The organism is Streptomyces incanus (assembly GCF_042656345.1).
GTDB classification, from domain to species: domain Bacteria; phylum Actinomycetota; class Actinomycetes; order Streptomycetales; family Streptomycetaceae; genus Streptomyces; species Streptomyces incanus.
The window spans coordinates 95,100-119,718 of record NZ_JBHSPC010000046.1 but is presented as its reverse complement, the minus strand read 5'-3'; the positions used below and the strand labels follow the sequence as shown (position 1 = coordinate 119,718).

At 72.2% G+C, this 24,619-nt stretch carries 21 protein-coding genes and 2 pseudogenes; 7 read left to right on the top strand and 16 right to left on the bottom strand.

Annotated elements, in window-relative coordinates:
* Positions 1–110: 110 nt before the first annotated feature.
* Both ACFP2V_RS17600 and ACFP2V_RS17595 read right to left on the bottom strand, forming a co-directional pair.
* On the bottom strand, positions 111–1,583 hold the full coding sequence (locus ACFP2V_RS17600) for an acyl-CoA synthetase (protein ID WP_381212723.1): 1,473 nt from the start codon (positions 1,581–1,583) through the stop codon (positions 111–113).
* Between the two features lie 234 nt (positions 1,584–1,817).
* Positions 1,818–2,465: pseudogene (locus ACFP2V_RS17595) on the bottom strand (hypothetical protein).
* Between the two features lie 792 nt (positions 2,466–3,257).
* Here ACFP2V_RS17595 and ACFP2V_RS17590 point away from each other — a divergent pair.
* A complete protein-coding gene (locus ACFP2V_RS17590; RefSeq protein WP_381212721.1) occupies positions 3,258–4,031 on the top strand; it encodes an IclR family transcriptional regulator in 774 nt (257 codons plus the stop codon).
* Positions 4,028–4,894, top strand: a complete 867-nt coding sequence (locus tag ACFP2V_RS17585) for an SMP-30/gluconolactonase/LRE family protein (protein WP_381212718.1) — start codon at positions 4,028–4,030, stop codon at positions 4,892–4,894. Before ACFP2V_RS17590 ends, ACFP2V_RS17585 begins: the two co-directional genes overlap by 4 nt.
* Before the next feature lie 44 nt (positions 4,895–4,938).
* Here ACFP2V_RS17585 and ACFP2V_RS17580 read toward each other — a convergent pair whose 3' ends face one another.
* The 4 genes from ACFP2V_RS17580 to ACFP2V_RS17565 form a co-directional block, all read right to left on the bottom strand.
* Complete coding sequence (locus ACFP2V_RS17580) at positions 4,939–6,366, bottom strand: FAD-dependent oxidoreductase (protein WP_381212715.1); 1,428 nt, start codon at positions 6,364–6,366, stop codon at positions 4,939–4,941.
* Positions 6,356–7,600 carry an MAB_1171c family putative transporter gene (locus tag ACFP2V_RS17575; protein WP_381212712.1) on the bottom strand — a complete coding sequence of 415 codons (1,245 nt, stop codon included), beginning with the start codon at positions 7,598–7,600 and terminating at the stop codon, positions 6,356–6,358. The genes ACFP2V_RS17580 and ACFP2V_RS17575 overlap by 11 nt, the downstream gene beginning before the upstream one ends.
* A gap of 85 nt (positions 7,601–7,685) precedes the next feature.
* Positions 7,686–8,912 carry an MAB_1171c family putative transporter gene (locus tag ACFP2V_RS17570; RefSeq protein WP_381212709.1) on the bottom strand — a complete coding sequence of 409 codons (1,227 nt, stop codon included), beginning with the start codon at positions 8,910–8,912 and terminating at the stop codon, positions 7,686–7,688.
* Positions 8,909–9,457 (bottom strand): toxin, encoded by a 549-nt coding sequence (locus ACFP2V_RS17565; protein ID WP_381212706.1) that lies wholly within the window; start codon positions 9,455–9,457, stop codon positions 8,909–8,911. The genes ACFP2V_RS17570 and ACFP2V_RS17565 overlap by 4 nt, the downstream gene beginning before the upstream one ends.
* 285 nt (positions 9,458–9,742) lie before the next feature.
* Between ACFP2V_RS17565 and ACFP2V_RS17560 the strand changes: the two genes are divergently transcribed.
* From ACFP2V_RS17560 to arfA, 4 genes are all read left to right on the top strand, one after another.
* Complete coding sequence (locus ACFP2V_RS17560) at positions 9,743–11,101, top strand: extracellular solute-binding protein (RefSeq protein WP_381212703.1); 1,359 nt, start codon at positions 9,743–9,745, stop codon at positions 11,099–11,101.
* Positions 11,098–12,039, top strand: a complete 942-nt coding sequence (locus tag ACFP2V_RS17555; protein WP_381212700.1) for a carbohydrate ABC transporter permease — start codon at positions 11,098–11,100, stop codon at positions 12,037–12,039. The genes ACFP2V_RS17560 and ACFP2V_RS17555 overlap by 4 nt, the downstream gene beginning before the upstream one ends.
* Positions 12,036–12,899: a carbohydrate ABC transporter permease gene (locus ACFP2V_RS17550; RefSeq protein WP_381212697.1), complete on the top strand. Its 864-nt coding sequence runs from the start codon at positions 12,036–12,038 to the stop codon at positions 12,897–12,899. The genes ACFP2V_RS17555 and ACFP2V_RS17550 overlap by 4 nt, the downstream gene beginning before the upstream one ends.
* A 789-nt stretch (positions 12,900–13,688) precedes the next feature.
* A complete protein-coding gene (gene arfA / locus ACFP2V_RS17545; RefSeq protein WP_381212694.1) occupies positions 13,689–15,203 on the top strand; it encodes an arabinosylfuranosidase ArfA in 1,515 nt (504 codons plus the stop codon).
* Positions 15,204–15,236: 33 nt separating this feature from the next.
* Here the strand turns inward: arfA and ACFP2V_RS17540 are convergent, their stop codons facing one another.
* On the bottom strand, positions 15,237–18,245 hold the full coding sequence (locus ACFP2V_RS17540) for a glycoside hydrolase family 35 protein (RefSeq protein WP_381212691.1): 3,009 nt from the start codon (positions 18,243–18,245) through the stop codon (positions 15,237–15,239).
* A gap of 451 nt (positions 18,246–18,696) precedes the next feature.
* Between ACFP2V_RS17540 and ACFP2V_RS17535 the strand changes: the two genes are divergently transcribed.
* On the top strand, positions 18,697–19,893 hold the full coding sequence (locus ACFP2V_RS17535; protein WP_381212688.1) for an RNA-guided endonuclease InsQ/TnpB family protein: 1,197 nt from the start codon (positions 18,697–18,699) through the stop codon (positions 19,891–19,893).
* Positions 19,894–19,928: 35 nt separating this feature from the next.
* Here ACFP2V_RS17535 and ACFP2V_RS17530 read toward each other — a convergent pair.
* The 9 genes and pseudogenes from ACFP2V_RS17530 to ACFP2V_RS17490 form a co-directional block, all read right to left on the bottom strand.
* Positions 19,929–20,066, bottom strand: a pseudogene (locus ACFP2V_RS17530) (PucR family transcriptional regulator); the annotation flags it as partial.
* Between the two features lie 134 nt (positions 20,067–20,200).
* A complete protein-coding gene (locus tag ACFP2V_RS17525) occupies positions 20,201–20,659 on the bottom strand; it encodes an Asp23/Gls24 family envelope stress response protein (RefSeq protein WP_381212685.1) in 459 nt (152 codons plus the stop codon).
* A gap of 175 nt (positions 20,660–20,834) precedes the next feature.
* Positions 20,835–21,113, bottom strand: coding sequence for a gas vesicle protein K (locus tag ACFP2V_RS17520; RefSeq protein ID WP_381212682.1), 279 nt, complete (start codon positions 21,111–21,113; stop codon positions 20,835–20,837).
* Entirely contained in the window at positions 21,110–21,337 is a 228-nt protein-coding gene (locus ACFP2V_RS17515; RefSeq protein WP_381212679.1) for a gas vesicle protein, read from the bottom strand. The genes ACFP2V_RS17520 and ACFP2V_RS17515 overlap by 4 nt, the downstream gene beginning before the upstream one ends.
* Positions 21,338–21,340: 3 nt before the next feature.
* The gene (locus ACFP2V_RS17510; RefSeq protein WP_381212676.1) at positions 21,341–22,156 is read right to left on the bottom strand and encodes a GvpL/GvpF family gas vesicle protein; all 816 of its coding nucleotides are present in this window, start codon (positions 22,154–22,156) and stop codon (positions 21,341–21,343) included.
* 19 nt (positions 22,157–22,175) lie between these two features.
* Positions 22,176–22,517 (bottom strand): gas vesicle protein, encoded by a 342-nt coding sequence (locus ACFP2V_RS17505; protein WP_381212673.1) that lies wholly within the window; start codon positions 22,515–22,517, stop codon positions 22,176–22,178.
* Positions 22,510–23,592 carry an SRPBCC family protein gene (locus ACFP2V_RS17500; protein WP_381212670.1) on the bottom strand — a complete coding sequence of 361 codons (1,083 nt, stop codon included), beginning with the start codon at positions 23,590–23,592 and terminating at the stop codon, positions 22,510–22,512. The genes ACFP2V_RS17505 and ACFP2V_RS17500 overlap by 8 nt, the downstream gene beginning before the upstream one ends.
* Before the next feature lie 6 nt (positions 23,593–23,598).
* Positions 23,599–24,351: a histone protein gene (locus ACFP2V_RS17495; protein WP_381212667.1), complete on the bottom strand. Its 753-nt coding sequence runs from the start codon at positions 24,349–24,351 to the stop codon at positions 23,599–23,601.
* Between the two features lie 7 nt (positions 24,352–24,358).
* Positions 24,359–24,619, bottom strand: coding sequence for a gas vesicle protein GvpG (locus ACFP2V_RS17490; protein ID WP_381212664.1), 261 nt, complete (start codon positions 24,617–24,619; stop codon positions 24,359–24,361).

Sequence of the window (24,619 nt, the reverse complement as noted above, 5' to 3'; positions counted from 1 at the left end):
CGGTGGGGGCCGATGCGGCGGACTCGGCGGACTCCCGGACGGGATCGGGGAGTTCGACGAAGGTCGCGTCGTCGGCGACGCGGGCGACGGTCTCGCGCGCGGTGAGCCGGTCAGTCGTGGCGCAGCGCCCGCTTCATGATCTTCCCCATGTCGTTGCGGGGGAGCGCGGCGAGGCGGTGGAGCACCCGCGGACGCTTGTGCGGGGCCAGGCGGGCGGCGACATGGTCGGCCAGTTCGTCGAGAGCGGGCGGCGCCCCCGGATCCGCCGGGACGACCCACGCGACGATCCGCTCGCCCAGATCGGCGTCCGGCTCCCCGGTCACCGCGGCCTCCCGGACACCGGGGTGTTCCAGCAGCGCGTTCTCGATCTCACCGGCGCCGATCTTGTACCCCCCGCTCTTGATCAGGTCGGTGGCCTTGCGACCGACGATGCGGACGTAGCCGTCGGCGTCGCGCACCGCCATGTCACCGGTGCGGAACCAGCCGTCGGCGGTGAAGGCGCCCGCGGTGGCGTCCGGCCGGTTCAGGTACTCGGTGAACAGGTTCGGGCCGCGCACCTGGATCTCGCCCACGGTCTCCCCGTCGTACGCCGCCACCGGGGACCCGTCCTCCTCCACCAGCCGCAGCTCCACGCCCGGCAGCGGCACGCCCACGGTGCCGGGCCGGGCCTCGCCGTCCGCGCGGACGCTGGTGTTCATCAGCGTCTCCGTCATGCCGTACCGCTCGACCACCCGGCGTCCGGTGGCCGCCGCGATCCGCTCGTGGTCGTGCACGGGCAGCGCCGCCGACCCCGACACCAGCAGCCGCGCCCCGGCCAGCGCCTTGGCCAGCTCCGGCCGGGTGGGCAGCGCCTCCGCGACGCGGTGGTACATCGTCGGCACGCCGAACAGCATGGTCGCGCCGCCGCTCAGCTCCCGGGTCACCCCCTCGGTGGTGAACCTGCCGAGGTGACGCACCGAGCCGCCGCGGCGCAGCGGGCCCAGGATGCCCAGGACCAGCCCGTGCACATGGAACAGCGGGAGCCCGTGGACGAGGACGTCGTCGCCGGTCCACTGCCAGGCGTCGGCGAGCGCGTCCAGGGTGGCGGCGATCGCGCGACGGGGGATGACGGCGCCCTTGGGCGGGCCGGTGGTGCCGGAGGTGTAGACGACGAGGGCCGGGTCCTCGTCGTCCGCGCGGCCCCCGGCGCGGTCCCCGGGGAGCGCGCCGGGGGCGCGGTCGGCCGGGTCGACGTCCAGGCGGGCCAGGCCGCCCAGCGCCGCCGGGAGTTCTTGGCCGGGCGCGGCGAGGACCAGGTCCGGGGTGCTGTCGGACAGGATGTGGCCGAGCTCCTTCTCGCCCGACTTCGGGTTCAGGGGCACCACGGTCACCCCGGCGAGCAGCGCCGCGGTGACCGCGACCGCCGTCTCCAGCGTCGGGGTCGCCCAGACGGCGACCCGCCGCGCTTCCCGGACGGCCCCGATCACCGGGCCGGCCACGGCGGCGAGTTCTCCGTACGTCAGTGAGCGCTCGCCGAACCGGAGAGCGGGCCGGCCGGCGGCAGGGCCGTCGCCGTCGGTCAGGGTCGGGAAGAGAGAGGGCACGCGTCGTACTCCTTAACCGTTGGGGCTGTACAGCTGCCATTCCTGGGGGCACCGGGGCCCGACCGGGCTCCTACCCTCAGCCGGGCACGACCGGCACCAGCCACACCACCGCCGGTACCAGCGCGACCACGATTCCTCCGTACATCATCGGCTGTCGGCGGTGGCGCCCTGCCGGCCTCGCGCCCGACCGGCCGTTCGTACGCACGGGTTCGACACCCCGGGTGGTGGACGGGATCATCCGGGCGGCGGCCCGCTGAAGGACTGGCTGACGGGCGGATCGCCGACCGCGGTCCGTTGCAGCAGGCCCCAGGTGAACTCGGCGACCACCTCGTGCCGCCCGCCCCGCGCGTCCGGCGCGACGAAGGCGAGACCTCACCGGGTGGGAGCGGTGCCTTCGAGCGGACGGGCCGGGGCGAAGGCGCGGGCGGCCTCGTCGACCGTGCAGGACCACGGCGTCAGGTCCTCGACGGTGCGCAGGACGGGCGGGGCGGCATCGGGCGCGCGGACCAGCCACTCGTTCCAGACGGTGCCGCCGGGCGCGGTGAGGATCTCGAAGCGGAGGTCCGGCCAGAGCGGGAGCCGCCACCGCGACGCCTCGCAGTCGAGGTCGCCGATCCGGCGCCGGGCCCGGGACTCCGGCTCGCCGAGTACGGACCGGTACCTGAAACGGGCCGAACGGGAGCGAGGCGAGCGGACCATGGCCTGCCAGCGCTTGTTCGCCTCGCGCATCTCGGCGAGGGAGGCACCCAGTTCACGACGGGCGTCCTCGACCAGGCCGGGCTGGTGGTCGGCCATGCGGCGCAGCAGGACGAGCTGGAAGTCGAGCGGGGTGAACGGGCCGGACGGGCTACCGGGGGGATTCGCGGAAGGCACGGAAACCATCGTCGCTCACCGGCGGCGCTCCGGGGCGGCGGCCGTCCGGGAGGAGCAGTACCGAGTTCACACAGCGCGGACCCCCGAGCGCGCGGTGCGGCAGGACGCGGCGGAGCAGACCGTGGGAGACGACGTAGGAGGTCCTGGCCTGGTGGACCTCCAAGGGGAAACGGGCCACCGGGGCCGGCAAGGGCGGTAGGCCGCCAGGGGTTGCCGGGGCCGGCAGGGCCGGCAGGGCCACCGAGGATGGCGGGGTCGGCAAGGGCGGTAGGTCCGGCAGGGCTGGTAGGTCCGCTGGGATGGGTAGGGCCACGGGGGCAGGCGGGGTCGCCAGGGACGGCGGGGTCGGCAAGGGCGGTAGGTCGCCGGGGTCGCCGGGCCGGGCAGGGCTGGTAGGTCCGCTGGGGCTGGTAGGGCCACCGGGGCAGGCGGAGTCGGCAAGGGCGGTAGGTCGTCGGGGTTGCCGGGGCGGGCAGGGCTGGTGGGGCTTGCCGGGGACGGCGGGGCAGACAGGGTGGGCAGGGCAGGCTGGGCCGGCAAGGGTGGGTAGGGACGGCGGGGCCGGCAAAAGCCGGTCGAACTGGTAGGGGCGGCAGGGTTGCCAGGGTCGGTGGAGCGGGCGGGGCAGGTGGGATCGGCAGGGTCGGCGAGACCGGTCCGACCGCCGGGGGCGCCGGGGTCGGCGTCGACTCTTCGGCAGGCCATTGCCCGGGTGGGTCCGGATGGCTAGCCTGTGTGTTCGCCATTCCGATCGCCTGTTGGTATCTCGAACGGGCTGAGACAGACAGGGAGGGGCCGGTCGTGGGACGCCTCGTACCAGCCGTGACCCGGGCTCTCGACATTCTCGAGCTCTTCCTCGACGGGGACGGGACGCTCTCCGCCCCCGACATAGTGCGCAGGCTCCAGCTGCCGCGCACCACCGTGCACGAACTGGTGACCACGCTCGCCGCCCGGAAGTACATCGTCCCGGTGACCGGCCAGCCCGGCCGCTACCGGCTCGGCGTACGCCCGTACCAGCTCGGCGCCCGCTACGCCGAGCACCTCGACCTCGCCGCCGAGGGCCAGCAGGTGGCCCGGTCCGTCGCCGAGACCTGCGACGAGACGGTGCACGTGGCGATCCTGGAGGACACCGACGTCATCTACATCGCCAAGGTGGACTCCACCCACGCGGTACGGATGGTGTCGGCGGCCGGCCGCCGACTGCCCGCGCACTGCACCTCCGTGGGCAAGATGCTGCTGGCCTCCCTCCCCGAGAAGGAACTCGCCGCGCGCCTGCCCGACGACGCCGAGCTGGCCGCGATGACCCCCAACAGCATCACCGACCCGGCCGCCCTGCGCGAGGCCCTCGCCAGGATCCGGACCCGGGGCGTCGCCGTGGAGAGCCGCGAGTCCAACCCGGACGTCAGCTGCGTGGCCGCCCCGGTCCGCGACCGCACCGGACAGGTGGTCGCCGCGCTGTCCATCTCCGTACCGATGATCCGCTGGAGCGACGACCGCCTCGTCGAGCTGGAACAGCTCGCCGCCAAGGGCGCCGACGACCTGTCCGAGCGCCTCGGCCACCGGAGGACGTCATGACGACGACGCGCAACGGCGCGTACGAGGTCGCGGTCCGGGCGGAGTCCGCCCTGGGGGAGGGCCCCACCTGGGACCCGGCGGCCGAACGCCTCCTGTGGATCGACATCCTCAACTCCCGTATCCACAGCTACGATCCGGCCACCGGCCGGCGCACCCTGCGCCGCACCGAACAACACGTGGGCGCGGTCAAGCCCCGCGCGGGCGGCGGCCTGGTCCTCAACCTGCGGGACGGCATCGGCCTGCTCGACCCCGACGGCACCTTCCGCTGGCTGCGCCACGAGCCCGTCCCCGGCCGCCGCGGCAACGACGCCGCCGTCGCCCCCGACGGCACCCTGTGGACCGGCACCATGCGCTACGACGAGGCCACCGGCGGCGGCACGCTCTCGCGCGTCACCGGCGACGGCACCGCCGAACTCGTCCTCGACGACGTGACGGTGAGCAACGGCACCGGCTGGAGCCCCGACGGGCGCCTGATGTACTACATCGACACCCCCACCCGCCGTGTCGACGTCTTCGACCACGACGCGGACACCGGCAGGGTCACCGGCCGCCGCCCGCTGGCCGAGGTCGAGGACGGCGCGGGCTTCCCCGACGGCCTCACCGTCGACGCCGAGGGCTGCGTGTGGGTGGCCCTGTGGGACGGCGGGGCGGTACGCCGCTACACCCCGTCCGGCGCCCTGGACCGGGTGATCGAACTCCCGGTCCCGCGCGTCACCGCCTGCGCCTTCGGCGGCCCCGGCCTGACCGACCTGTACATCACCACGGCCCGGGTGGGCCTGGACCCCGCGCCGCCCCTGGCCGGCTCGCTCCTGGTCGTCCCGGGCGCGGGCAAGGGCGTCGCCCAGCCCGCCTTCGCGGGCTGACGCACGGACCTCTTCCCTTCCCCGGGGCCTGGCCGGCCTGTCGCTCAGACCCCCGTACGATCCAGCCGCTCGAGGACCTTTTGCTCGTCCGGGGTCATCGGCGGCCGGGTCGACGGGGGCAGGGGGGAGCCGGCGAGGGTGGCGAGCACCGTGGCCGGGTGGAACACACGGGCCGGGGACGTGCGCAGACCGGTGACGCCCCAGAGCGCCGAGGCCGCCGGGTACGAACCGGTGGCCGCCCGCGTGACGCGCCGCGTGTACGCGGAGACGACGCGGTCGGCGGCGGTCGGCGCACCACCGCGCACCCCCGGGTACAGCACGTCCTGACTGACCGCCATGGACCAGGCGGCCTCCGCCACCCGTGCCGCACCCCGCTGCACCCGCCGGGCGAGACCGGGCGCACCGAGGTCACCGGCCACCCCGTTCAGCTCCCGGCCGAGGACCCGCGCGCCGAACGCGGCCACCGACATGCCATGCCCGTACGCGGGGTTGAAGGTGGCCAGCGCGTCCCCGAGAGCGACGAAGCCGTCCGGCCACCGGGGCGCCTTCTCCAGATACCGCCGCACATTGCTCGTCGACCGGCTCAGATGGATGTCGGTGAGCGGTTCGGCGCCGGAGACCAGCCGGCCCACGATCGGGTCCGGCAGGTCGAGCATGTACCGCAGGAAGCCCTCCGGGTCCGCGGGCGGCTCACCGCCGCGTGAGCCGCCGCAGCTCACCAGCCACCGGCCGCCCTCGACCGGCATGACCATCGCGCTCCGCGCCGGCCGGGAGACGAACGGGTTCGCCTGCACGATCGTCAGCGGGAACCTTTCCGCACCCTCCGGTACCCGGTACAGACGCGTCGCGTTGACCAGACCGGAGTCCACGGTCCGCTCCCGGATGCCGTCCAGCCCGAGCCCGTCCAGCCAGGTCACGACCCGCGTACCGCGCCCGCTCGCGTCGACGACGAGGTCCGCGTCGAGTTCCTCGTCACGGATCGCGTGACGGTTCTCCCCGCCGCGTGCCGCCACCCGTACCCCGCGCACCCGCCCGGCGGATCCCGTCAGCCCGGTCACCGCCGCCCTGCGGATCTCGACCGGCGCGTGTTCCAGTACCGCGGTCCGTATCACCCAGTCCAACAGCGGCCGGGTGCACGTCAGCATGGCCGGTCCCGCGCGCCGCCACCGCCTCAGCCAGCCCTCGGAGGTGAGGGCCAGCATGCCCGAGCTGAGGGAGACCTCGTGCGCGCCGGCGGCGAGCAGCCGCCCCCGCGGATCCACGCCCGGCAGCAGTTCCTCCATGGCGTCCAGCCCGCCCGGCATCAGCAGATGCGCGTGGTGTCCCTGCGGCAGGCCCCGGCGGTGTTCGGGGCCGTCGGGCAGCTCGTCGCGGTCCAGCACGATCACCTCGTCCGCTCCGGCGTCGGACAGGGCGGCCGCTGCCAGCATGCCGGCCAGTCCGGCACCGATGACGACAGCTCTACGCGACATGGGGCTCCTCGGGTTCTGTCATGGGTCCAGCCATGGAGTTCGGCCCCGCGCCGTCGGGCGCGGGAGGTGTGCGGGGTGCGGCGGCGGCGACGGGGGGAGGGCGGTCCCGTTCCCGGTCCAGTGCCCGGGCCAGTTCCACCAGCCCGCTCGTGTCCAAGACCTCGGTGGCGTGCAGCCGGTAACTGCCGCCGGTCTGGGGCGGTTCCTCGCGGGCGGTGGCCCGGCGCGCCGCGTCGGCGAGCATGGCGGCCTCCGCGGCCAGCCGGGCCTCGTGGGGGGAGCACCCGGCGGCCAGGGCGTCGTCCCGCGCCCGCTCACGGACGCGGTGGTCGAAGTACGGTGCCAGCGCGAGCAGGGCGTCGTGGATGGAGACCTCGCGCCACTGCAGCCGGACCTGGGGGAGCTGCCACCAGGCGGTGGGCGGCTTGGGAGCGGTGGACGCCGACCGTACGAGGCACCACAGGGGCGCCAGCCGCCGGTGGTCGAGCAGTCCCCGCCACTGGGCGAGCGTCGGGGGCAGCAGCCTCGGCAGCACGAATCCCGCCGAGCACAGCACCGCGCCCAGCGAGGCCATCGGCGGGGCGACGTCGGTGGACAGGAAGTCGAGGTCGTGCCCGTGCCAACGGGCCACGACCGCGGTGTACTTGGTCAGCTGAAAGCCCACCACGTCCAGCAGCGTGCCCAGCAGGATCAGCCACAGCCCGGTGCGCAGCAGCCCGGTGACCTCACGGGCCCACTTCAGACACACGGCGCACATGACCAGCATGGCCGCGCTGTGCCCGAGCAGGTACAGCAGGATCATCTCCCGCATGAACGGGGTGTTGGCGTAGTGCGTGTCGAGGTCGGTCAGCCGCTCGGTGTCCGCGTCGGCGAGCGCGAACAGGACGACGATGGCGAGCACCAGCAGCCCGTACGCGGCGATGCTGCGCAGCACCATGCGCCGCACCAGCTCGCGGGGCCCGCCCCGCCAGTTGATCAGCAGGACGAGCGCGGCGCAACTGTACGCGGAGAGCATCCCGTAGGTCAGCGGCGCGCCGAAGTTGGGGATGCCGGTGAACTCGTTGACGGCGGCCAGGGTCGCCGGGGCGGCACAGACGAAGACCAGGGCGGCGAGCGCGATCGCCACGCAGGTGGACAGCGTCAGCGGGTCGCGCAGGGCGGTGCGCGGGCGGCGCCGCACCAGGACGGAGGAGATCCCCAGCATGAAGGCGGCCAGGTACACGACGAGACTCATGCCGCGGCGCCCCCTCGCGGCGCGGTGCGCCCGGCACCGCCGGACCGGCGGTCACGGCCACCGCGGACGCCGCGGACGTCGCGGTTCATACGGCCCCCGTCGGTGCCGTGGGCGCGGTGGGCGCCGTGGCGGAGGGTGCCGGAGCCGTCGGCGGCACCGGCGCGGCCTGCGGCACCGGTGCGGTGCCGGCCAGGGCGTCGGCGATCCGGGCCAGTCCGGCCGGTCCCGGGATCCGGTCGAGGAGCCGTCCGGTGCCGTGGGCCGGCGGCAGCCGGCGTCCGGGTGCGGCTGCGGCCTCGTCCCGTACCGCGGTGACGATCACGGCGGCCCAGGCGGCGGCCTCGGCCCACTCGGGATCGGCCGTCGTGGTGAGCGTGGACGCGCGGGTCCGGTCGAACAGGTCCCGGTCGAAGTAGGCGTCCAGGTGGCTCAGCGCGTTGTGGACGCTGGTCTGGCGCCACACGAGGAGGGCGGCGGGGGGCGCGAACCGGGGCCGGGGCAGCCGCAGCGTCCGGCGGACGAGCAGGTCGTCGAGCGCCCGCTCCAGCGGTTCGAGCCGGGCGTACGTCCGCCGGGCCCGCCCCCACCGGGCCCCCCGGGGCGTGACCAGCGGCACCAGCACTCCGACGACCGTCAGCAGCGCGCCCAGCCCCGCGGCGGCCGGGGAGACGGCGGTGCCGAGCGCCGTCCAGTCCCGGCCGGACCAGCGGGCGGCCACCGCGACGAGCTTGGCCACGCTGTAGCCGGCGCCGCACAGCGCGCCCGCTCCCATCAGCGTCAGGCCCGCCCGCAGCCCGCCCCGCACCCGGCGCGCCCAGCGCAGCGACGTCACCGCGGTCACGGTCACCGCGGTGAGGTGCGCGACCAGGTACAGCACGATCATCTGCGCCAGATACGGGGTCGTCGCGTAGTAGGTGTCCAGGTCGGTGCGGCGTTCCACCGGCGCGTCCCCGAGGGCGAAGGTCACGGCCACCCCGATCAGGACGCCGGTGTAGGCGAGAATCCAGCGGCGGGCGGTGCGACGCACCCCGGGCCCGCCGCGCCAGTGGACGACGAGGACCTGGGAGGCGGCGCCGTAGGCGATGATCGCCGCGTACGTCAGCGGCGCCGCGAGGTTCGGCACCCCGCCGAGGCGGTTGATCGCGCCCACCGTCGGCGGCGCCCCGAGGAAGAAGCAGAGCCCGGCCAGCCCCAGCACCGCGCAGATGGCCCGCAGATACGGATCGCGCCGGTGCCGCAGCAGATCCGGGGCCCGCACCAGCAGACCGAGCCACAGCGCCCCGCAACTGACGTAGTTGATCAGTCCGTTCACCGTCTGGTCCCGCGGTGGTTGAGCGCGGCCCCGATGCGTCCGGCGAGGTCCTGCGGTTCGCCGGAGCCGCCGCCCTCGGCGGCGAACACGGAGTCGGTGGAGGCGTCCATCCAGATGCGCAGCCGACGGCCCATCAGCATCCCGAAACGGTCGGCCTCCTGTTCCTCGGCGAGGCTGAAGTCGGTGCGGGCGGCGGCAGGCCGGCGGCTCGTGAGATGGCCCGTCGGGCGACCTCCGGATCCCGCTTCCGCTTCCATCCGCCGCCGGTTCATGTGCCACACCTCGTGGCAGAAGATCACGATCTGGTGCCACGCGGCTGCCCGTTCGTCCACCACCACGTCGTCGTGGCCCTCCCGCTCCAGCCACAGTCCGCTCGCGGTGTGCGGCGGGAACGCCGCCCGGTGGACGAGGACTTCACGCCCCCGCCAGGCGCCGACGGAGGCGACGAGCGCGTTGAACAGAACCTCGGGCTCGGCGGGCACCGGCACCCGGATGGGCTCGATGAGCGCGTCGGCGAGACGACGCATCTCCTTCCTGGTGCGCACCGCTCTCTCCCTTGTTTCCCTGTTCCCCCGGGTGATCTCAAGGCCGTTCGAGACTACGCGCCGTGAGGGTCCACGTCATGCGAACAGGTGTCCCGTCGGCCAGGCCCCGAGATCTTGTCCGAAGCATTGACGCGCCCGCGCCCGCCCCTTACGGTCCGTTCGAAGTTACGGGCGTTATTCGATATGTCGAACGCCGAATGTCGGGAGCGCCTTCTTCGGATGCCGTGAACGCACCTCCTATGAGAGCACCTCTTCGACACGACACCTCGACAGATGGGGCAGGGCATGGGACGACCTGGCCTGAATCGCAGGCAACTTCTGACCACGGCGGGCGGTCTCGCGGTCGCGGGCAGCTTCGGTTTCGCCGTCCTCGGCACCGGCGCGGACGCCCTGGTCTCCGACGCCGGTACGCGGGTGCGCTACTGGAACCTCTTCAGCGGCGGCGACGGCTACAACATGATCGCGATGCTGGACGCCTTCCGTAAGGACAACCCCGGCATCGACGTGAAGGACTCCACCCTCCAGTGGGGCAGCCCCTTCTACACCAAGCTCGCCATGGCCGCGGCGGGCAACAGGGCGCCGGACCTCGGCGTCATGCACCTGGGCCGCGTCACCGGCTTCTCGCCGGGCCGTCTCCTGGACCCCTGGGACGTCGGCCTGCTCGCCCGGTACGGCGTGCGGGAGGAGGACTTCAACCCCGAACTGTGGAAGCGCGCCGTCATCGGTGGCAGGCTCTACGCCCTGCCGCTCGACATCCACGTCCAGCTCTGCTTCTACCGCAAGGACGTGCTGGGGAAGGCGGGCCTGCTCGACGCCGACGGGCGCATGGTGCCCGTGACGTCGGTCGACGAGTGGTTCGAGGTACTGAAGGAGGCGAAGAAGGCCACCGGGAAAGGGCTGCAGACCATCGGCCTGTGGGTCAACGACCAGAACTTCCAGTGGTGGTTCTTCGTCGCCTTCTACACCCAGCTCGGCGGCACCTGGTTCGACGACGCCAACACCGAGGTCACCTTCGACACCGACAAGGCCGTCCAGGTCCTGGAGTTCCTGCGCCGGCACATCACCGACGGGTACGCCGACCCGGGCTTCGGCGGCGGCGCGGGCGCCGAACAGTTCCTCAACGGCGCCCCCTTCGTCTGGGAGGGCAACTGGTCGGTGCCCGTCTTCTCCGGGGCGAAGCTCGACTACGGCGCCACCCCGCTGCCGCCCGTCTTCGGGAAGCGGGCCACCCACGCCGAGTCGCACTCCTTCGTCCTGCCGCACCAGTCGGACCGCGGCGGCGCCGCCGACGAGGGCGCGCACCGGCTCGCCGCCTACGTCGTCCAGCACGCCCGGCTGTGGGCGGGCGGCGGACACATCCCGGCGCACACGCCGACCCTGTCCACGGCCGCGTACCGGGAACTGGAGCCGCAGAACGAGTACGTCACGGCGATGGACCACCAGGCCACCGAGCCGAAGGTGTGGTTCGCCGGGTCCACCGGCATCCTCGCCCAGCGCGTCGGACCGATCGTCGTCTCCTCGACGATGGGCTCCGCGAAGCCGGAGGCGGCCGCCCGCCGGATGAGGAGCACGCTCACCGAACTGCTCGCCACGAAGAACCCGATGGACGGCAGGACCGCCGCCGAGGGGGGTGCGGTCGCATGACGACGACCGGTGCTGAGACCGTCGTCCGCCCGGTGCGGGCGACGACCGCCGCCGACGGCGCCACCGTCCGCCGCACGCGGGGATTCCAGCACGGCGGCTGGTTCGTCGCCCCCTTCCTCGCCCTGTTCGCGCTCTTCGTGATCTGGCCGCTGCTGCGCGGCCTCTACCTCAGCTTCACGGACGCCAACATCTCCGGAGACGGCGCGCACTTCATCGGCCTCGACAACTACCGCGAGGCCCTGAAGGACCCGCTGATGTGGGACTCGCTCGGCCACAGCGCGTACTTCACGCTGCTCGTCGTGCCCTGCATCACGGTGCTCGCCTTCCTCCTCGCGATGCTCGCCCACCACATCGAGCACGGCGCATGGCTGTGGCGGCTCTGCTTCTTCATGCCGTTCCTGCTGCCCTCGACGGTCGCGGCCAACCTGTGGCAGTGGCTGTTCAATCCCGGCACCGGCATGATCAACCACGTCTTCGGCATCGGGACGCCGTGGCTGACCGACAAGTCCTACGCGATGCTCGCGGTCGTCATCACCACACTGTGGTGGACGGTCGGCTTCAGCTTCCTGCTCTACCTCGCCGCGCTCCAGGGCATCCCCGCGCACCTGTACGAGGCCGCCAGGCTGGACGGCGCGAACGCCTGGCACCGTGCGGTCCACATCACGCTGCCGATGCTGCGGAACATCACCGGGCTCGTCGTCGCCCTGCAGATCCTCGCCTCGCTCCAGGTCTTCGACCAGGCCGTCGTGATCCAGGACTTCGGTCCGGGTCCCGAGGAATCGACCCGGACCTTCGTGCAGTTCACCCTCGAAGAGGGCTTCACCAGCTACCGCGTGGGCTACGCCTCCGCCCTCTCCATCATCTTCTTCGTGCTCATCGCGGCCGTCGCCCTCGCCCGGATGTGGCTGCTGCGCAACCGTGAGGAGGGCGGCCGATGACCACCGCCGCACCGCAGGTACGGGTCAAGCCCCGCCGGAACTGGCCGCCGAGCCAGATCGTGCTCACCCTCGTCGGCGCGGCCGTCTCCGTGGTGTTCCTCGCGCCGGCGGCCTGGGCGCTGTTCACCTCCCTGAAGTCGGAGACCGAGGCCGTCGAGGTACCGCCGCACTGGCTGCCGGAGGAGTGGACCGGCCAGGCCTGGTCGGCGGTCATCGAGTCCGGCAACATCACCAACTGGCTCGTCAACTCCCTGGTCGTGTCGGTGTGCGTGACCGCCGTCGTGCTGCTGGTGAGCGCGCTGGCCGGATACGGCTTCGCCCGCACCGAGTTCCGGGGCAGGGGCGTCCTGATGGGCGTCGTGATGACCGGGCTGATGATCTCTCCGGCCGTGCTCGGTGTTCCCCTGTTCACGACGGTGCAGCAGATGGGCATGGTCGACACGTACTGGGGAATGATCCTGCCGCAGTGCGCGCCGGCCGCGATGGTCTACATCCTCTACAAGTTCTTCCAGGGCGTCCCGCGCGAACTGGAGGAGGCCGCCTTCATCGACGGCGCCGGCCGCTGGCGCGTCTTCTTCACGATCATCCTGCCGCTGTCGCGCCCCTCGCTCGCGGCGGTGGGCATCTTCACCTTCATCAGCTCGTGGAACAACTTCCTGTGGCCCTACATGGTGACCAACAACCCCGACCTGATGACCATGCCGAACGGCATCGCGACCGTCATGAACTCCTACGGCATCCAGTGGGCCCAGTTGATGGCCGGCGGCCTCCTGGCGGGCCTGCCGCTGATCGTCGTCTTCGTCTTCTTCCAGCGCCAGATCGTGGCGGGCGTCGCGCACACCGGCCTCGCCGGCCAGTGACGCCCACCGCCGCACCGGCACCCGTACCCGTACCCGCACCGGCCCAGGGCCTGTCCGGCGGATCATGCCGGAGAGGGGAGGGCCGGCACGCACTCCCCCCCCGGCCCTTCGAGCAGGGGGTGCGGCGCCCCCAGCGGCGTGGTCGTCGGTCCCCGGGGCTCCTTCCCCGAGCTCTCGGCTTCTCCCCGCTCCCGGCTCCTCCCCCACTCTCGACTTCGATCGAGCGGGGGACCCCCCATGAGCAGGGGACCCCCATCGGGTCGACGCCCTCCTCCGCCGTGCGGCGGCACGCACCAGCCCCCGCTCACCCCAGCCGGACGGATACTGCCCCTTGCCTCCGACTCGATCCGCCGCACAGGCCCTGGCGGACACCGGCGAACCGTTCCTCCGGACTGGGCGGGAGTGGGTCTGCTCAGCGGCACGCCCCGAACGGTCCTGGGCGTTCCCCCACTGCCTCAAGGGCGTGGGAGGTGCCCTCAGGCCCCCGGCGTACTCGACCCCCGGGGCGGCGACCCGCCTCCTGTGCGTGGTCCGGTCTTGGGAGGCCGGATCCCAGCGCGACCCGGCCGCACGGGTACGGCCAAGGCGACGGGGAGGCCCCGAACCATCACTCCGGTGGGGCCGGGGCCCCGCTCACCGGCGCCGTAACCCGGTGTCCGGATCGCACGCTCACGCCAACCCGGACGGCCCACGACACCGCAAGCCCGGAAGCCGACCCTCACACGATCGAGTTGAACCGTCCTTGTGCGCGCTCTCCAGCAAGCAGCTGACGACCCCCGAAAGGAAAAGATGCGTACCGCCTGCTTCACCCTCGACCCCGCCTTCACCGTCGGCCCGGTCGACCCCCGTCTCTTCGGCTCCTTCGTCGAACACCTCGGCCGCTGCGTCTACACCGGCATCCACGAACCCGGCCACCCCGCCGCCGACGCCGACGGCCTGCGCACCGACGTCCTGGACCTGGTCCGCGAACTCGGCGTCACCGCGATCCGCTACCCCGGCGGCAACTTCGTCTCCGGCTACCGGTGGGAGGACTCCGTCGGCCCCGTCGAGGACCGCCCGCGCCGCCTCGACCTGGCCTGGCACTCCACCGAGACCAACCGCTTCGGCCTGTCCGAGTACATCGCCTTCCTGCGGAAGATCGGCCCGCAGGCCGAGCCCATGATGGCCGTCAACCTCGGCACCCGCGGGGTCACCGAGGCACTCGAACTCCAGGAGTACGCCAACCACCCCGCCGGTACCGCCCTGTCCGACCTGCGCGTCGCGCACGGCGACAAGGACCCCTTCGGCATCCGGCTGTGGTGCCTGGGCAACGAGATGGACGGCCCCTGGCAGACCGGTCACAAGACCGCCGAGGAGTACGGCCGTCTCGCCGCCGAGACCGCCCGCGCGATGCGCCAGCAGGACCCCGGCGTCGAACTGGTCGCCTGCGGCTCCTCGGGCCGGTCCATGCCCACCTTCGCCGCGTGGGAGGCGACGGTCCTCACCGAGTCGTACGACCTCGTCGACCACGTCTCCCTGCACGCCTACTACGAGCCGCACGACGGCGACCTCGACTCCTTCCTGGCCTCCGCCGTCGACATGGAGTCCTTCATCGAGAACGTCGTCGCCACCTGCGACCACGTCGGCGCGAAGCTCAAGTCCACGAAGCGGATCGACCTCTCCTTCGACGAGTGGAACGTCTGGTACATGTCCCGCTGGCAGGAGCAGGCGGCGACCTTCGCGCAGGACGACTGGCCCGAGGCGCCGCGCCTGCTGGAGGACAACTACAGCGTCACCGACGCCGTCGTGTTCGGCTCGCTCCTCATCGCGCTGCTCCGGCACGCCGACCGGGTCAAGATCGCCTGTCTCGCCCAGCTCGTCAACGTCATCGCCCCCATCCTGACCGAGCCGGGCGGCCCCGCCTGGCGGCAGACGACGTTCTTCCCGTTCGCGCAGGCCTCCCGGTACGGGCGCGGCGAGGTCCTCGACGTCCGCGTGGACTCACCGACCTACGAGACCGCCCGGTACGGCACGACCGACCTGCTGCACGCCACCGCCGTACGCGCCGACGACGACACGGTCACCGTCTTCGCCGTCAACCGGAGCCGCACCGAGCCGCTGCCGCTGGAGATCGCCCTCGGCGGCCTCGGCCTCACCTCGGTCGTGGAGCACACCGCCCTCGCGGACGCCGACCCCGACGCCCGCAACACCCTCGCCGAACCGGAGCGGGTCACCCCGCACACCGCCGGGGGCACGACCCTGACGGACGGCGGGCTCGAAGCCGTACTGGAACCGCTGTCCTGGAACGTGATCCGGCTGGCGTGAGCGTGACGGAGGGGACCGGTGGAGGCGCGAGGGTCACCGTTCCGGTGACTCCACCGCCTCCACCGGCACTCCGCCGCGCGCCGCCCCCACCAGGGTCAGCCGCGCCTGGCCCGGCCCCGAGGGTGTGGTCCCGTCGGACAGCACGGCCAGGGCCAGTGTGTTGGTCCCCCGTGTGCGGAGAATCCCGTTCGGCAGCATGAAGGTGTGCTGCGGGCCCACGTCATTGATGTACTGGCCCATGTTCCAGCCGTTGAGGAAGATCTGGACGCGGTAGGCGCGCGCGGGGTCGTCCTCGAGGACGAGCCCGACCGACGCGTCCACGTCCGGGTCGACGTCCAGCCGGAAGTCGGTCCGGTACCAGGTGACCCCCTGCCGCCGGTCCTCGCGCGGCAGGTCCACGGCCTCCCAGGCGTTCCGGTCCCGGTCGTCGCCGTACCCCGACAGGTGCCATCCCTCGCGCTCCCCGTACAGCCCGCCGTTGTTCAGCGCCCCGCGCACCCGGTCCGGCGCCCCGGCCCCCTGGATCCGCCAGCTCACCTCGGGGGAGGCCCCCTCGAAGTCGACGCCGGTCAGCCCCCGGGCCGCCCGGCGCGTACGGCGGACGGCCGCCGGTTCCCCCGCGCCTGCCGCGTCCTCCTCCTGCTGCATCCGCCGTACGAGCACGGACAGGACGTGCGTGTTGCGCCCGCGCGGCTTCTTGGGCACGGGGAACGTCGCGGTCGCGGTCCAGGTGCCCCGGCCCGCCGTGTCCTCGTCCGGCACCGGCATCCGGTGCGTGCCCAGCGGCCGCCCGTCCAGCCAGGCCATCAACAGCCCCTGCGTGCCGGTGCTGTAGGACAGGGACACCGACGTGGCGTCGCGTGCGCCCTCGAAATGTCCCCGGTACCAGACGTCGCCGTAGTGGAAGCCGTAGTCGTCGGCGAACAGGACGGGCCGGCCCTCGGGCACGGGCGTGGTGCTCAGGGAGGCGGTGCGGTCGGCGGCCGTCCACCGGGCGTCGTCGAAGTCCGGCTCGGACTCCGGGTTCTCCGCCCGCCGCCGCCAGCCGGTGAGGGCGGGCAGGGACGGAGCGGGCGTGCCGGGCATCAGCCCTTCCAGCACCAGGGAACCGGCCCTGCTGACCGTGGTGCGCACCGGCTGCCCGTTCCAGGTCACGGCGGTGACCCCGCGCGGCGCCCACACCTCCAGGCCGGTCTCGCCCGTGATGTCGCCGGTGAGCTGGACGGTGGAGCCGCGCAGCGTGGCCGACCGCAGCAGCGGCGGACCGTAGACCAGCAGCGAGCCGGACGGGGTCTCGTAGGGCCACAGCCGCTGGGCGGTCGCGTCGTCGGCGAACAGCAGCAGCATCGGCGTGTCGGAGTCGCCGCCCTCGATCAGGACCCGGCTCAGCCCACCCACCCCGAGCGGCGTGACCACGTGCAGCCGGCCCCGGTCGTAGGACCAGGCGGGCTCGAGGTCCAGCCGGTTGGTGAGCGGCTGGACCTCGCAGTCCAGGGCGACCTGAGCCGTCTCGCCGGCCCGGCCCACGAACGCGGCGATGTCCTGCCGCCCGACGGTCACGCTGAACATGGGCTGCGCGGTGGTGAACGCCAGCCTTCGCCGCCCCAGTCCGAGCCCGGTGGCGAGCAGCTTGGCGTCCCGCGCGCCGACCGTGACGGGCACCTCGACGCCGGTGCCCGGCAGCGCCGACCTGACCTCCTCGGCGGAGTCGTTGCGCAGGACGTACACCTGGGCGCCGGTGTCGGGGTTGGCCAGGTGGTAGACCTTCAGCCGGTCGTCCTCGGGCCGCACCGTGGACGCCGGTTCGAGGCGGGCGAGGTCCGGCACGGTCCGCAGCAGATGCCCGAGCTGCTGGAGCGGGGCCAGCTTGGCGGTGGGCCGGCGGGCCTGGTCGATCGGGGCCCCGTAGTCGTACGAGGTGTAGACGTGCGGCGAGGCCAGCCACCCCCACGAGGTCCCGCCGGCCGTCACGCGCGCGTTGTGCAGGGTGATCCCGTTGGCGAGGCTGGTGAGAAGGCTGCTCCGCTCGTACGCCGGATCCCACCTTCCGCGCACCTCCGCGTACCCCTTGCCCCGGGAGGTGGCCCAGCCCCAGGGGGCGGACGCGCCGACGGCCGCCCCGGCGACGAACCCGGGAGTGCGCGCACTGGCCCCGGCCCCCGTCCCGCGCCTGCCGAAGTACCCGAGATCGGCCGGCACCTCACCGGGCACGGGCGAGGACTCGAACCCGTACAGCCGGTTCCCCTCGCCCTTCTCCGTGCCGGCGGGGAAGGACCCGGGCGCCCACAGCCCGTCCGCGCCGCCGTCGTTGTGGAACAGCGGTACGTCGATCCCGTCGGCGCGCACCTTCTTGTAGAGGTGGGACATGTAGGCGCCCGCACCCGTCGAGCCGCTCCCGCCCCGCCCCTCGTACCGGTCCTCGACCTGGTACAGGAGCACGGTGCCGCCGCCCCCGGTGAACAGATGCCGGACGGCGATGGCGTCGACGGCACTCAGCCACGCGTCCACGTGCCCCAGATACGCGGGGTCGGCGGCCTCGGCCGCGCCCTCGGCGACCGTCAGCCACCCGGGGAGGCCCCCGGCGTCGAGATCGGCGGTGCCGAGGTACGGCCCGGGGCGCAGCACGACGTACAGCCGCTCCTCGGCGGCCGTCGTGAGGAACAGGTCGAGGTCGCGCACCCCGGTGAAGTCGTGCTTGCCGGGCGCGGGGGAGTGGACGTTCCAGGGGACGGGGACACTCACCGCGTTGTGGCCGTGGGCGCGCAGCTTCTGCAGCACGTCCCGCCACAGGGACGGGCTCGGCAGCCGGAAGGGGTGCATCTCGCCCGACCAGAGCACCAGCCGTCGGCCGTCGACCAGGAGCGAGTACCGGTCGAAGCCGACCTGGTGCCGCCTGCCGTCCGCGCGCGGCGGGGCGGGCGGCGGCCCCGTCGGCACGGCACGCGTCCCGTTCGTGCCGGTCGCCGCCCCGCTGCCGGCCAGTGCGAGGCCGAGCGCCGCCGTGCCGGCCAGCGCGGTGAAGGTACGCCTGCTGAGCTCCAAGGGAGCCGCCTCCTGTTTGTGCCGCTGGTGCGGCCGCATGGGGCCGCGGGTGGTGCCGTCGAGTGGTCCCGGTCCCCCGTGACGGGTGGTCCTGGTCCCCTGTGACGGGTGGTCCTGGTGGGCCATTGTCTATGCCTGGGCACCACGATGTTCACCTGGTCTTGTGCGAGGAGGCCCCGGCGTTCACGCCGGGGTGGGGGTGCCGCCCGCTTGCAGAGGAGGAATCGCATCCCATGCCCGGCGATGCGGAGCGTCGCCGTACCCGTCCCGGTTGGGGTGCGGAGCGCCCTGGCAGCCGCCCGGCAGAGCCGGGAGAGACGCGAACGCGCGTACCCCCGTTCGCTGGTGGGGGTGGTCGTGGTGGAAGGGGTGTGCGGGTGTGCGTGGCTCGTACGTACGGTCAGTTGGCCGGGAGTCGGCTGACCGGAACCGAGGTGAGGGGGTGTGAGGGGTGGGCGAGGCCGAGGAGGCGGTGGAGCGTGCCCGGTACACCTACCGGCTGCGGGTGTCGGCCACTGCCCGGGTGGGGCTGGAGGGGGAGTGGGGGCGGTGCCGGTGGCTGTGGAACGAGTGTGTGGCCCGCTCGAGGAAGGCTCATGCGGAGGGGGAGGTGTGTGGTCCGGCCCGGCTGGACGGGATGCTGACGCGGGCGCGTGCGGTGACGTCGTGGCTGGCCGAGGGCGCCTCGGTGCCGCAGCAGCAGACCGTCCGCGACTTCGCCGCATCCCGCAGCAAAGCGCTCAAGGACATCAGGAACCGGCTGCCGCTGAAGCGGCGGGCCGGGATGCCCCGCCACAAGAAGCGGCGCGGCAGTGACCCGTCGTTGAACTACACGCGGCGCGGTTTCCGCCTCAGGGACGGGCGGCTGCACCTGGCGGGCGGGATCGTCCTGACCGTGGTCTGGTCCCGCCCTCTGCCGGCCGAGCCCTCCTCGGTGCGGGTCTACCGTGACCGTGTCGGGCACTGGTATGCCTCGTTCGTCGTCCCCGCCCTCCTGGAGCCGCTGCCGCCGACGGGTGCGGTGATCGGTGTCGACTGGGGGGTGAAGGAGACGGCCACCACCACTTCCGACGCCCACGACCTCCCCCATGCCCGCCACGGCTTCAAGGCGCAGCAGAAGCTGTCCCGGTACGACCGGATGATGGCCCGCCGTAAACCGAAGAAGGGGCAGGCGGCGTCGAAGGGCTACCGGGAGGCGAAGAGGTGGCGGGCGAAGACCTACGCCAGGATCGCCCGGCAGCGGCAGGACACCGCCCGCAAGTGGGCGAAGAAGGTCGTGCGGGACCATGATGTGATCGCGGTGGAGGACTTCCGGCCGAAGTTCCTCGCCGCAACGTCGATGGCGTGCAAGGCGGCCGATGCCGCGATCGGCGCCACCAAACAGGCCCTGGTCGAGATGGGCCGCAAGCACGGCCGGGATGTGCGTCTGGTGCATCCCGCGCACACCACCATGGACTGCGCCAAGTGTGGAGCGAGAGCCAAGCACGCACTGCCGCTGTCGGAACGTACCTACACCTGCACCGCGTGTGGAACCGTCTCCCCAAGGGACAAGAACTCCGCCCGCGTGATGCTCCTCCGGGCAGGTCTGGACCCGGCTGGCGTCGAGGGCACAAGACCTCCCGGAGCGCCGCTCCGGAAGGCGGCCTGAGCCAGGAATCCCCCCTCCTTTCAGGGAGGGGAGCAGTCAACCAGGTAGCTGCCCAGGTTCCGCAGGCGGCGGCGGACGGTCCGGGCTTGGACGCCCGGCATCTCGCCGACCTGCTCGGCGGGTGCCCGGGTGGAGACGTGGACCCGAAGGGTCTCGACGAGCCGGTCGCGCCGGCCCGGCCACGTCGTAGGGGTCCGGCCACGTCCTCGGCCGCCTGAGCTGTCCCTGAGCCGTCCTGAAGACGTTGGTCGAGTCCGTCAGCGGTTTCCCGCGGGTCGGGGGTGCGGGGCGGGTCAGGAGACCCGCGTCATTGGACGCGGGAGCCCGAGGAAGCGCGCCCCGTGTCCTCGTCGCCCTCGTCCGCTCCCGGGACATGGACGTCGAGCACCCTGATGTTGATCTCGACGACCTCCAGTCCGGTCATCGTCTCGACCGCGTCCGTAACCCGGGAGCGGACTTCCCTCGCGGCCTCCAGGATCTCGATGCCGTACTCCACCACGACATCGACGTCGATGGCGGTCTGCTTCTCGCCCACTTCCACCTTCACGCCACGACCGGGATCGCTGGAGCGGGACACCCTGTCCTTGACCGCTCCCAGGGCTCGCGAGGCGCCCCCGCCGAGGGAGTAGATTCCCTCGGTCTCGCGCACGGCTATGCCCGCGATCGTGGAGACCACGGTGTCCGCGATGACGGTCGTCCCACGGGTTTCGCCCGTGGTGCCGCCCGTGCCCAGGGCAGTGCCGCTCAGAGTGTCGTTCGTCGCCATGAGTTCCTCGCACAGAGCCGTCGGGGGGGCGGGCCGGATCCGGCGGATGCCATCCACCGGCATCCGCTGCCTCGCGCCCTCATTCCACTGTGCGCCGGAAACCGGTCCTCCGCCATTCGGGTGAGCGGCCGGCGGAGGCACCGGCTCCACCCGCCCTATTGCCCTTCAGGCCGGGTCAGGTCCGGGGCAGCAGGGTGCCGAGCGGCCCCAGATCGAGGTTGAGATCCTCCGGGCGTACTCCGTGCTGCTCGCAGAGTTCCGTCATGCGCTGGTCGAGCAGCATGAGGGTGGTGCCGATCTCATCGGTCTGGTCGTCGGTGAGGTCACCCTGGTCGATGCGCCGCAGGGCCTGCCGTTCCATCAACTGGCGCAGGAGCTCCACCACGGTGAGGACCAGGGCGACGAGATCGCGCCCCATCTGCTCGGAGTCGAGGTCGACCCGGGAGGCCGTCACAGGGGCCCGCTGTCGGCCCACGGGGCGGGCACGCGTTCGCCGACCGACGACAGCAGGGCGTGCAACGACACCCGGACGAGCGGAACATCGGCGATCGCGATGACCAAGTCCCCACTGACGACGACCCCGGTCGCCAGGACCCGGTCCAGAAGATCGACCAGCGGCACCCCGAGGGGGCCGCTCAAGGGGCCCGGAGTGTCCCACGGAACCACGTCGTGCGTCACCCCTCACACCTCGCCCACGAAGGAGTAGGGCACCCATGGACCCGAGAGTTCGATCCCGGCGCCGGTGTGTTCCCGCAAGTCCTGCGCCAGCAGCTTCAGTTCGGCCGACCGGTGCTCGGCGACCAGGTAGGTGGCGTTCAGGACCTGGACGCGGTGGTCGCCGGCCGCTCCCGGCCCGTGCGGCCGGAGCCGGCGGGACGCCTTGGCGATGCGGCACACCCGCGTGTCCACGGTCTCGGCGACGCGCAGGGACTCCTCCCTTCGCTGCTCGCGCTGCGCCTGCAGGTTCCGTTTGCGTTCCAGATACGCCCGCCCCGCTCCCGGGGCCGGACGGCCCCGATCGCCCGGCGGGCTCGGCCGCTGCGCCGCTCTGCCGCCGTCAGCGGCCGCAGAGCCGGTCGCGTAGACCTTCACGCCCCATTCGGCATGGTGCGCGATGCGTTTCAGGGCGGCGTGGAAGCGCGCCGACTCGTTGCTCAGCACGGCCTCGGCCCTGTCCTCCGCGGTGTACAGCGTCGCCAGGGGCAAGGGCACCGTGGGCGCCTGGGCGGCGACCGCCGACACGACCTCGTGGTGGGCGCGCGCGTACCGTTCGAGTTCGGGCTCGTCCGTCAGACGCTCCTGCCAGGCCTCGTCCGTGAACTCGGCAGCCCGAACGGTCTGCACGATCGCGGTGAGCGAACCGAGGGGAAGCGTACGCAGGGGTTCGTCCCGGGTGACCCCGGACACCCCGTCGAGAGCCGGACTTCCGTCGGTGCGGCAGACCGCGTACACGTAGAGGGCGGTCGTTTCCGAATTCTTGGGGCGGTGCTCCGTCATGCCTCTGTCTCTCCCCGGCTCATCGATCGGCCGACGACGTGTCCCGGGACCCTGATTCGAGCGACTCCAGGCGGGCGCGCAGTTCGAGGTTCTCCTCCCGCAGAGCGCTTCGTGCCGCGCGGGAGCTGAGCGCCGGATCGGTCTCCCACCAGTCGATGCCGGCCTTCTTCGCGGTGTCCACGGAGGCCACGAAGAGACGCAGCCGGATGGTCAGCAACTCGATGTCGAGAAGGTCGATCTTGATGTCGCCGGCGATCACGATGCCCTTGTCGAGGACACGCTCGAGGATGTCGGCGAGGTTGGTGTTCGGGGGCCCGGGGACGGGGTGGTTCACGTCGTGCCGGAAGTCGAGGTCAGTCACGACGGGCCCTTCGGGAGCGCCGCTTGGCGGGCTTCTCCTCCTCCTCTTCCTCGCCCTCCTCTTCCTCCTCTTCCTCCTCGTCCTCCGGGCCGGGCTCCTCTTCGTCCTCGTACTCCTCGTCCCCGTACTCCGCGCCTTCGTCCTCTTCCTCGTCCTCGCCCGTCAGTTGATCGTCCGTGGCTTCGCCGCCCTCTTCCTCTTCCTCATCCTCGTACTCCTCGTCCTCCCGGCCGTCCTGGTCCTCTTCTCTTTCCTCCTCTTCCATGGCCTCTTCGTGGGACTTGACGACTTCTCCGTCGCGGATCTCGCCACGCCAGGCTTCGGGTTCATCGTTGGTGAGCGTGACGTACCGCTGGAAGTGCTTGAAGTCCAGGCGTACGCGACGCCCTTGGGCACGCCAGAGGTTGGCCGTCTTCTCGAAGAACCCGGACGGGTAGTACTCGAGGACCAGGACGATGCGCGTGAGGGACGGAGCCAGTTCGTGGAAGCTCACCGCACCACGCGTGGTGCCCTTGGCGCCTTCCGACGTCCACACGATGCGTCCGTCGGGCACCTGCTCCTGGACCGTCGCCTTGAAGCTGCGCGAGGACGGTCCGATCTTGACCTTCCAGTTGCTGGTCGCCTCGTCTTCCATCGAGACGTCCTGAACGCCCTTGGTGAAACCGCTGAACCGGTCGTACTGGGTCCAGTAGTCGTAAGCGGTACGCAGAGGCACTCCCACATCGAGCACCTCGATGATGTTCATGACCTTGCCGCTGCCCGATTTGCGCTTGCGCTTTCCACCGCCGAAGGTCTCTTTGGCCTTCTCCACGACGCTGTCCTTGGCGCCCTTGGCCTTCTCCGAGACGAATGCCTTCACCGGTGAGTCGCCCTGAAGGACGCGTGAGCCGATCGCGGGCAGGGACCCGCCGTTCTCCGCGACGTCGGTCAGCCGGCCCGTGACGCCGGTCAGCTTGGCTCCCGCCTTCTCGGCGAACTTCCCCGCATGTGCGCCGAGGAAGCCGGACAGCTCTCCCCGGAGCCTGCCCAATCCGGACTCTTCGGCCTCGGGTTCCGTGTTCTTCGTCTTGGCCATGGCTGGCTACCTCCGACGCTTCGTGCGCTTGGATGCGGTCCCCTTCGCCGACGACGATGTGCTTGCTGCCGTCTTCTTCGCGGGAGATGTCTTCTTGGCCGCGGCCTTTTTGGCCGCCGCCTTCTTGGCCGGAGCGGACTTCTTGGCGGTCGCCTTCTTTGCCGAAGATTTCTTCTCGGCCGTTTTCTTCTTGGCCGGGGTCTCCCTTCCCGACGGCCGTTTCTCCGGTTTCCGCTCGGGGCCCTCCTCTTCCTCCTCCTCCTCTTCCTCCTCCTCTTCCTCGTCCTCCCCTTCTTCCTCGTCCTCCGGGCCGGGCTCTTCTTCGTCCTCGTACTCGTCCTCCGCGTACTCCGCGCCTTCGTCCTCCGGCGTCTCTTCGCCCTCGCCCTCGCCCTCGCCCTCGCCCTCGTACTCGCCCTCGACCTCTTCGTCCTCGTCCCGGGGAGGTGCGGTGAGACGGGCCGTGCGGTTGCTGAGCACGTCGGCCAGGGAGTTCAGGCCGCGGTTGGCGGTGGCTGTCGCGGCCTTGCGGCCCGCGTCGAGGACCTCGCCCCGGATCTGGTCCTGGAGCTGGGCGAACTGGGGAACCTCGCCGAGCCGGCGCATCCCCTCCGCGGCGAGCTGGCGGGGTGTCAGGCCGAACCGTCTGCCGGCCAGGTACGTGGCGACGGTGAGTGCCAGCCGTCCTTTCCTGGTCCGGCCCAGCAGATAGCCGCCGACCACCGCGGCCCCGAGGGCAGCCTTGGCCTGGTCTTCCATCAGCACGTCACCTTCTCTCGCGATCGCTGTGTGCCGGACCGACCCGCACGGCGTGCAGACGGTCGAGCAGCCGTTCTTCTTCTCGTTCGAACTCTTCCGTTGTGATGTCGCCCGCCTCGAGCTCCTGGTTGAGCACCGCGAGCTGCGCACGCAGCACGGCGGGGTCGTGCAACTCGCGCTCGGCGGCGTCGTGGAGTTTCTCGGCCACCCAGACCACGCCCCGGACCGGCGCGATGGGCAGCGTGAGCAGGCCGGTGATCAGTCCCAT

Bases quoted from the DNA above. Each gene is read 5' to 3' on its own strand.
- ACFP2V_RS17585 (WP_381212718.1), top strand. From the start codon at position 4,028: ATGACGACGACGCGCAACGGCGCGTACGAGGTCGCGGTCCGGGCGGAG.
- ACFP2V_RS17580 (WP_381212715.1), bottom strand. From the start codon at position 6,366: ATGTCGCGTAGAGCTGTCGTCATCGGTGCCGGACTGGCCGGCATGCTG.
- ACFP2V_RS17575 (WP_381212712.1), bottom strand. From the start codon at position 7,600: ATGAGTCTCGTCGTGTACCTGGCCGCCTTCATGCTGGGGATCTCCTCC.
- ACFP2V_RS17560 (WP_381212703.1), top strand. From the start codon at position 9,743: ATGGGACGACCTGGCCTGAATCGCAGGCAACTTCTGACCACGGCGGGC.
- ACFP2V_RS17555 (WP_381212700.1), top strand. From the start codon at position 11,098: ATGACGACGACCGGTGCTGAGACCGTCGTCCGCCCGGTGCGGGCGACG.
- ACFP2V_RS17550 (WP_381212697.1), top strand. From the start codon at position 12,036: ATGACCACCGCCGCACCGCAGGTACGGGTCAAGCCCCGCCGGAACTGG.
- arfA (WP_381212694.1), top strand. From the start codon at position 13,689: ATGCGTACCGCCTGCTTCACCCTCGACCCCGCCTTCACCGTCGGCCCG.
- ACFP2V_RS17525 (WP_381212685.1), bottom strand. From the start codon at position 20,659: ATGGCGACGAACGACACTCTGAGCGGCACTGCCCTGGGCACGGGCGGC.
- ACFP2V_RS17510 (WP_381212676.1), bottom strand. From the start codon at position 22,156: ATGACGGAGCACCGCCCCAAGAATTCGGAAACGACCGCCCTCTACGTG.
- ACFP2V_RS17500 (WP_381212670.1), bottom strand. From the start codon at position 23,592: ATGGCCAAGACGAAGAACACGGAACCCGAGGCCGAAGAGTCCGGATTG.
- ACFP2V_RS17495 (WP_381212667.1), bottom strand. From the start codon at position 24,351: ATGGAAGACCAGGCCAAGGCTGCCCTCGGGGCCGCGGTGGTCGGCGGC.
- ACFP2V_RS17490 (WP_381212664.1), bottom strand. From the start codon at position 24,619: ATGGGACTGATCACCGGCCTGCTCACGCTGCCCATCGCGCCGGTCCGG.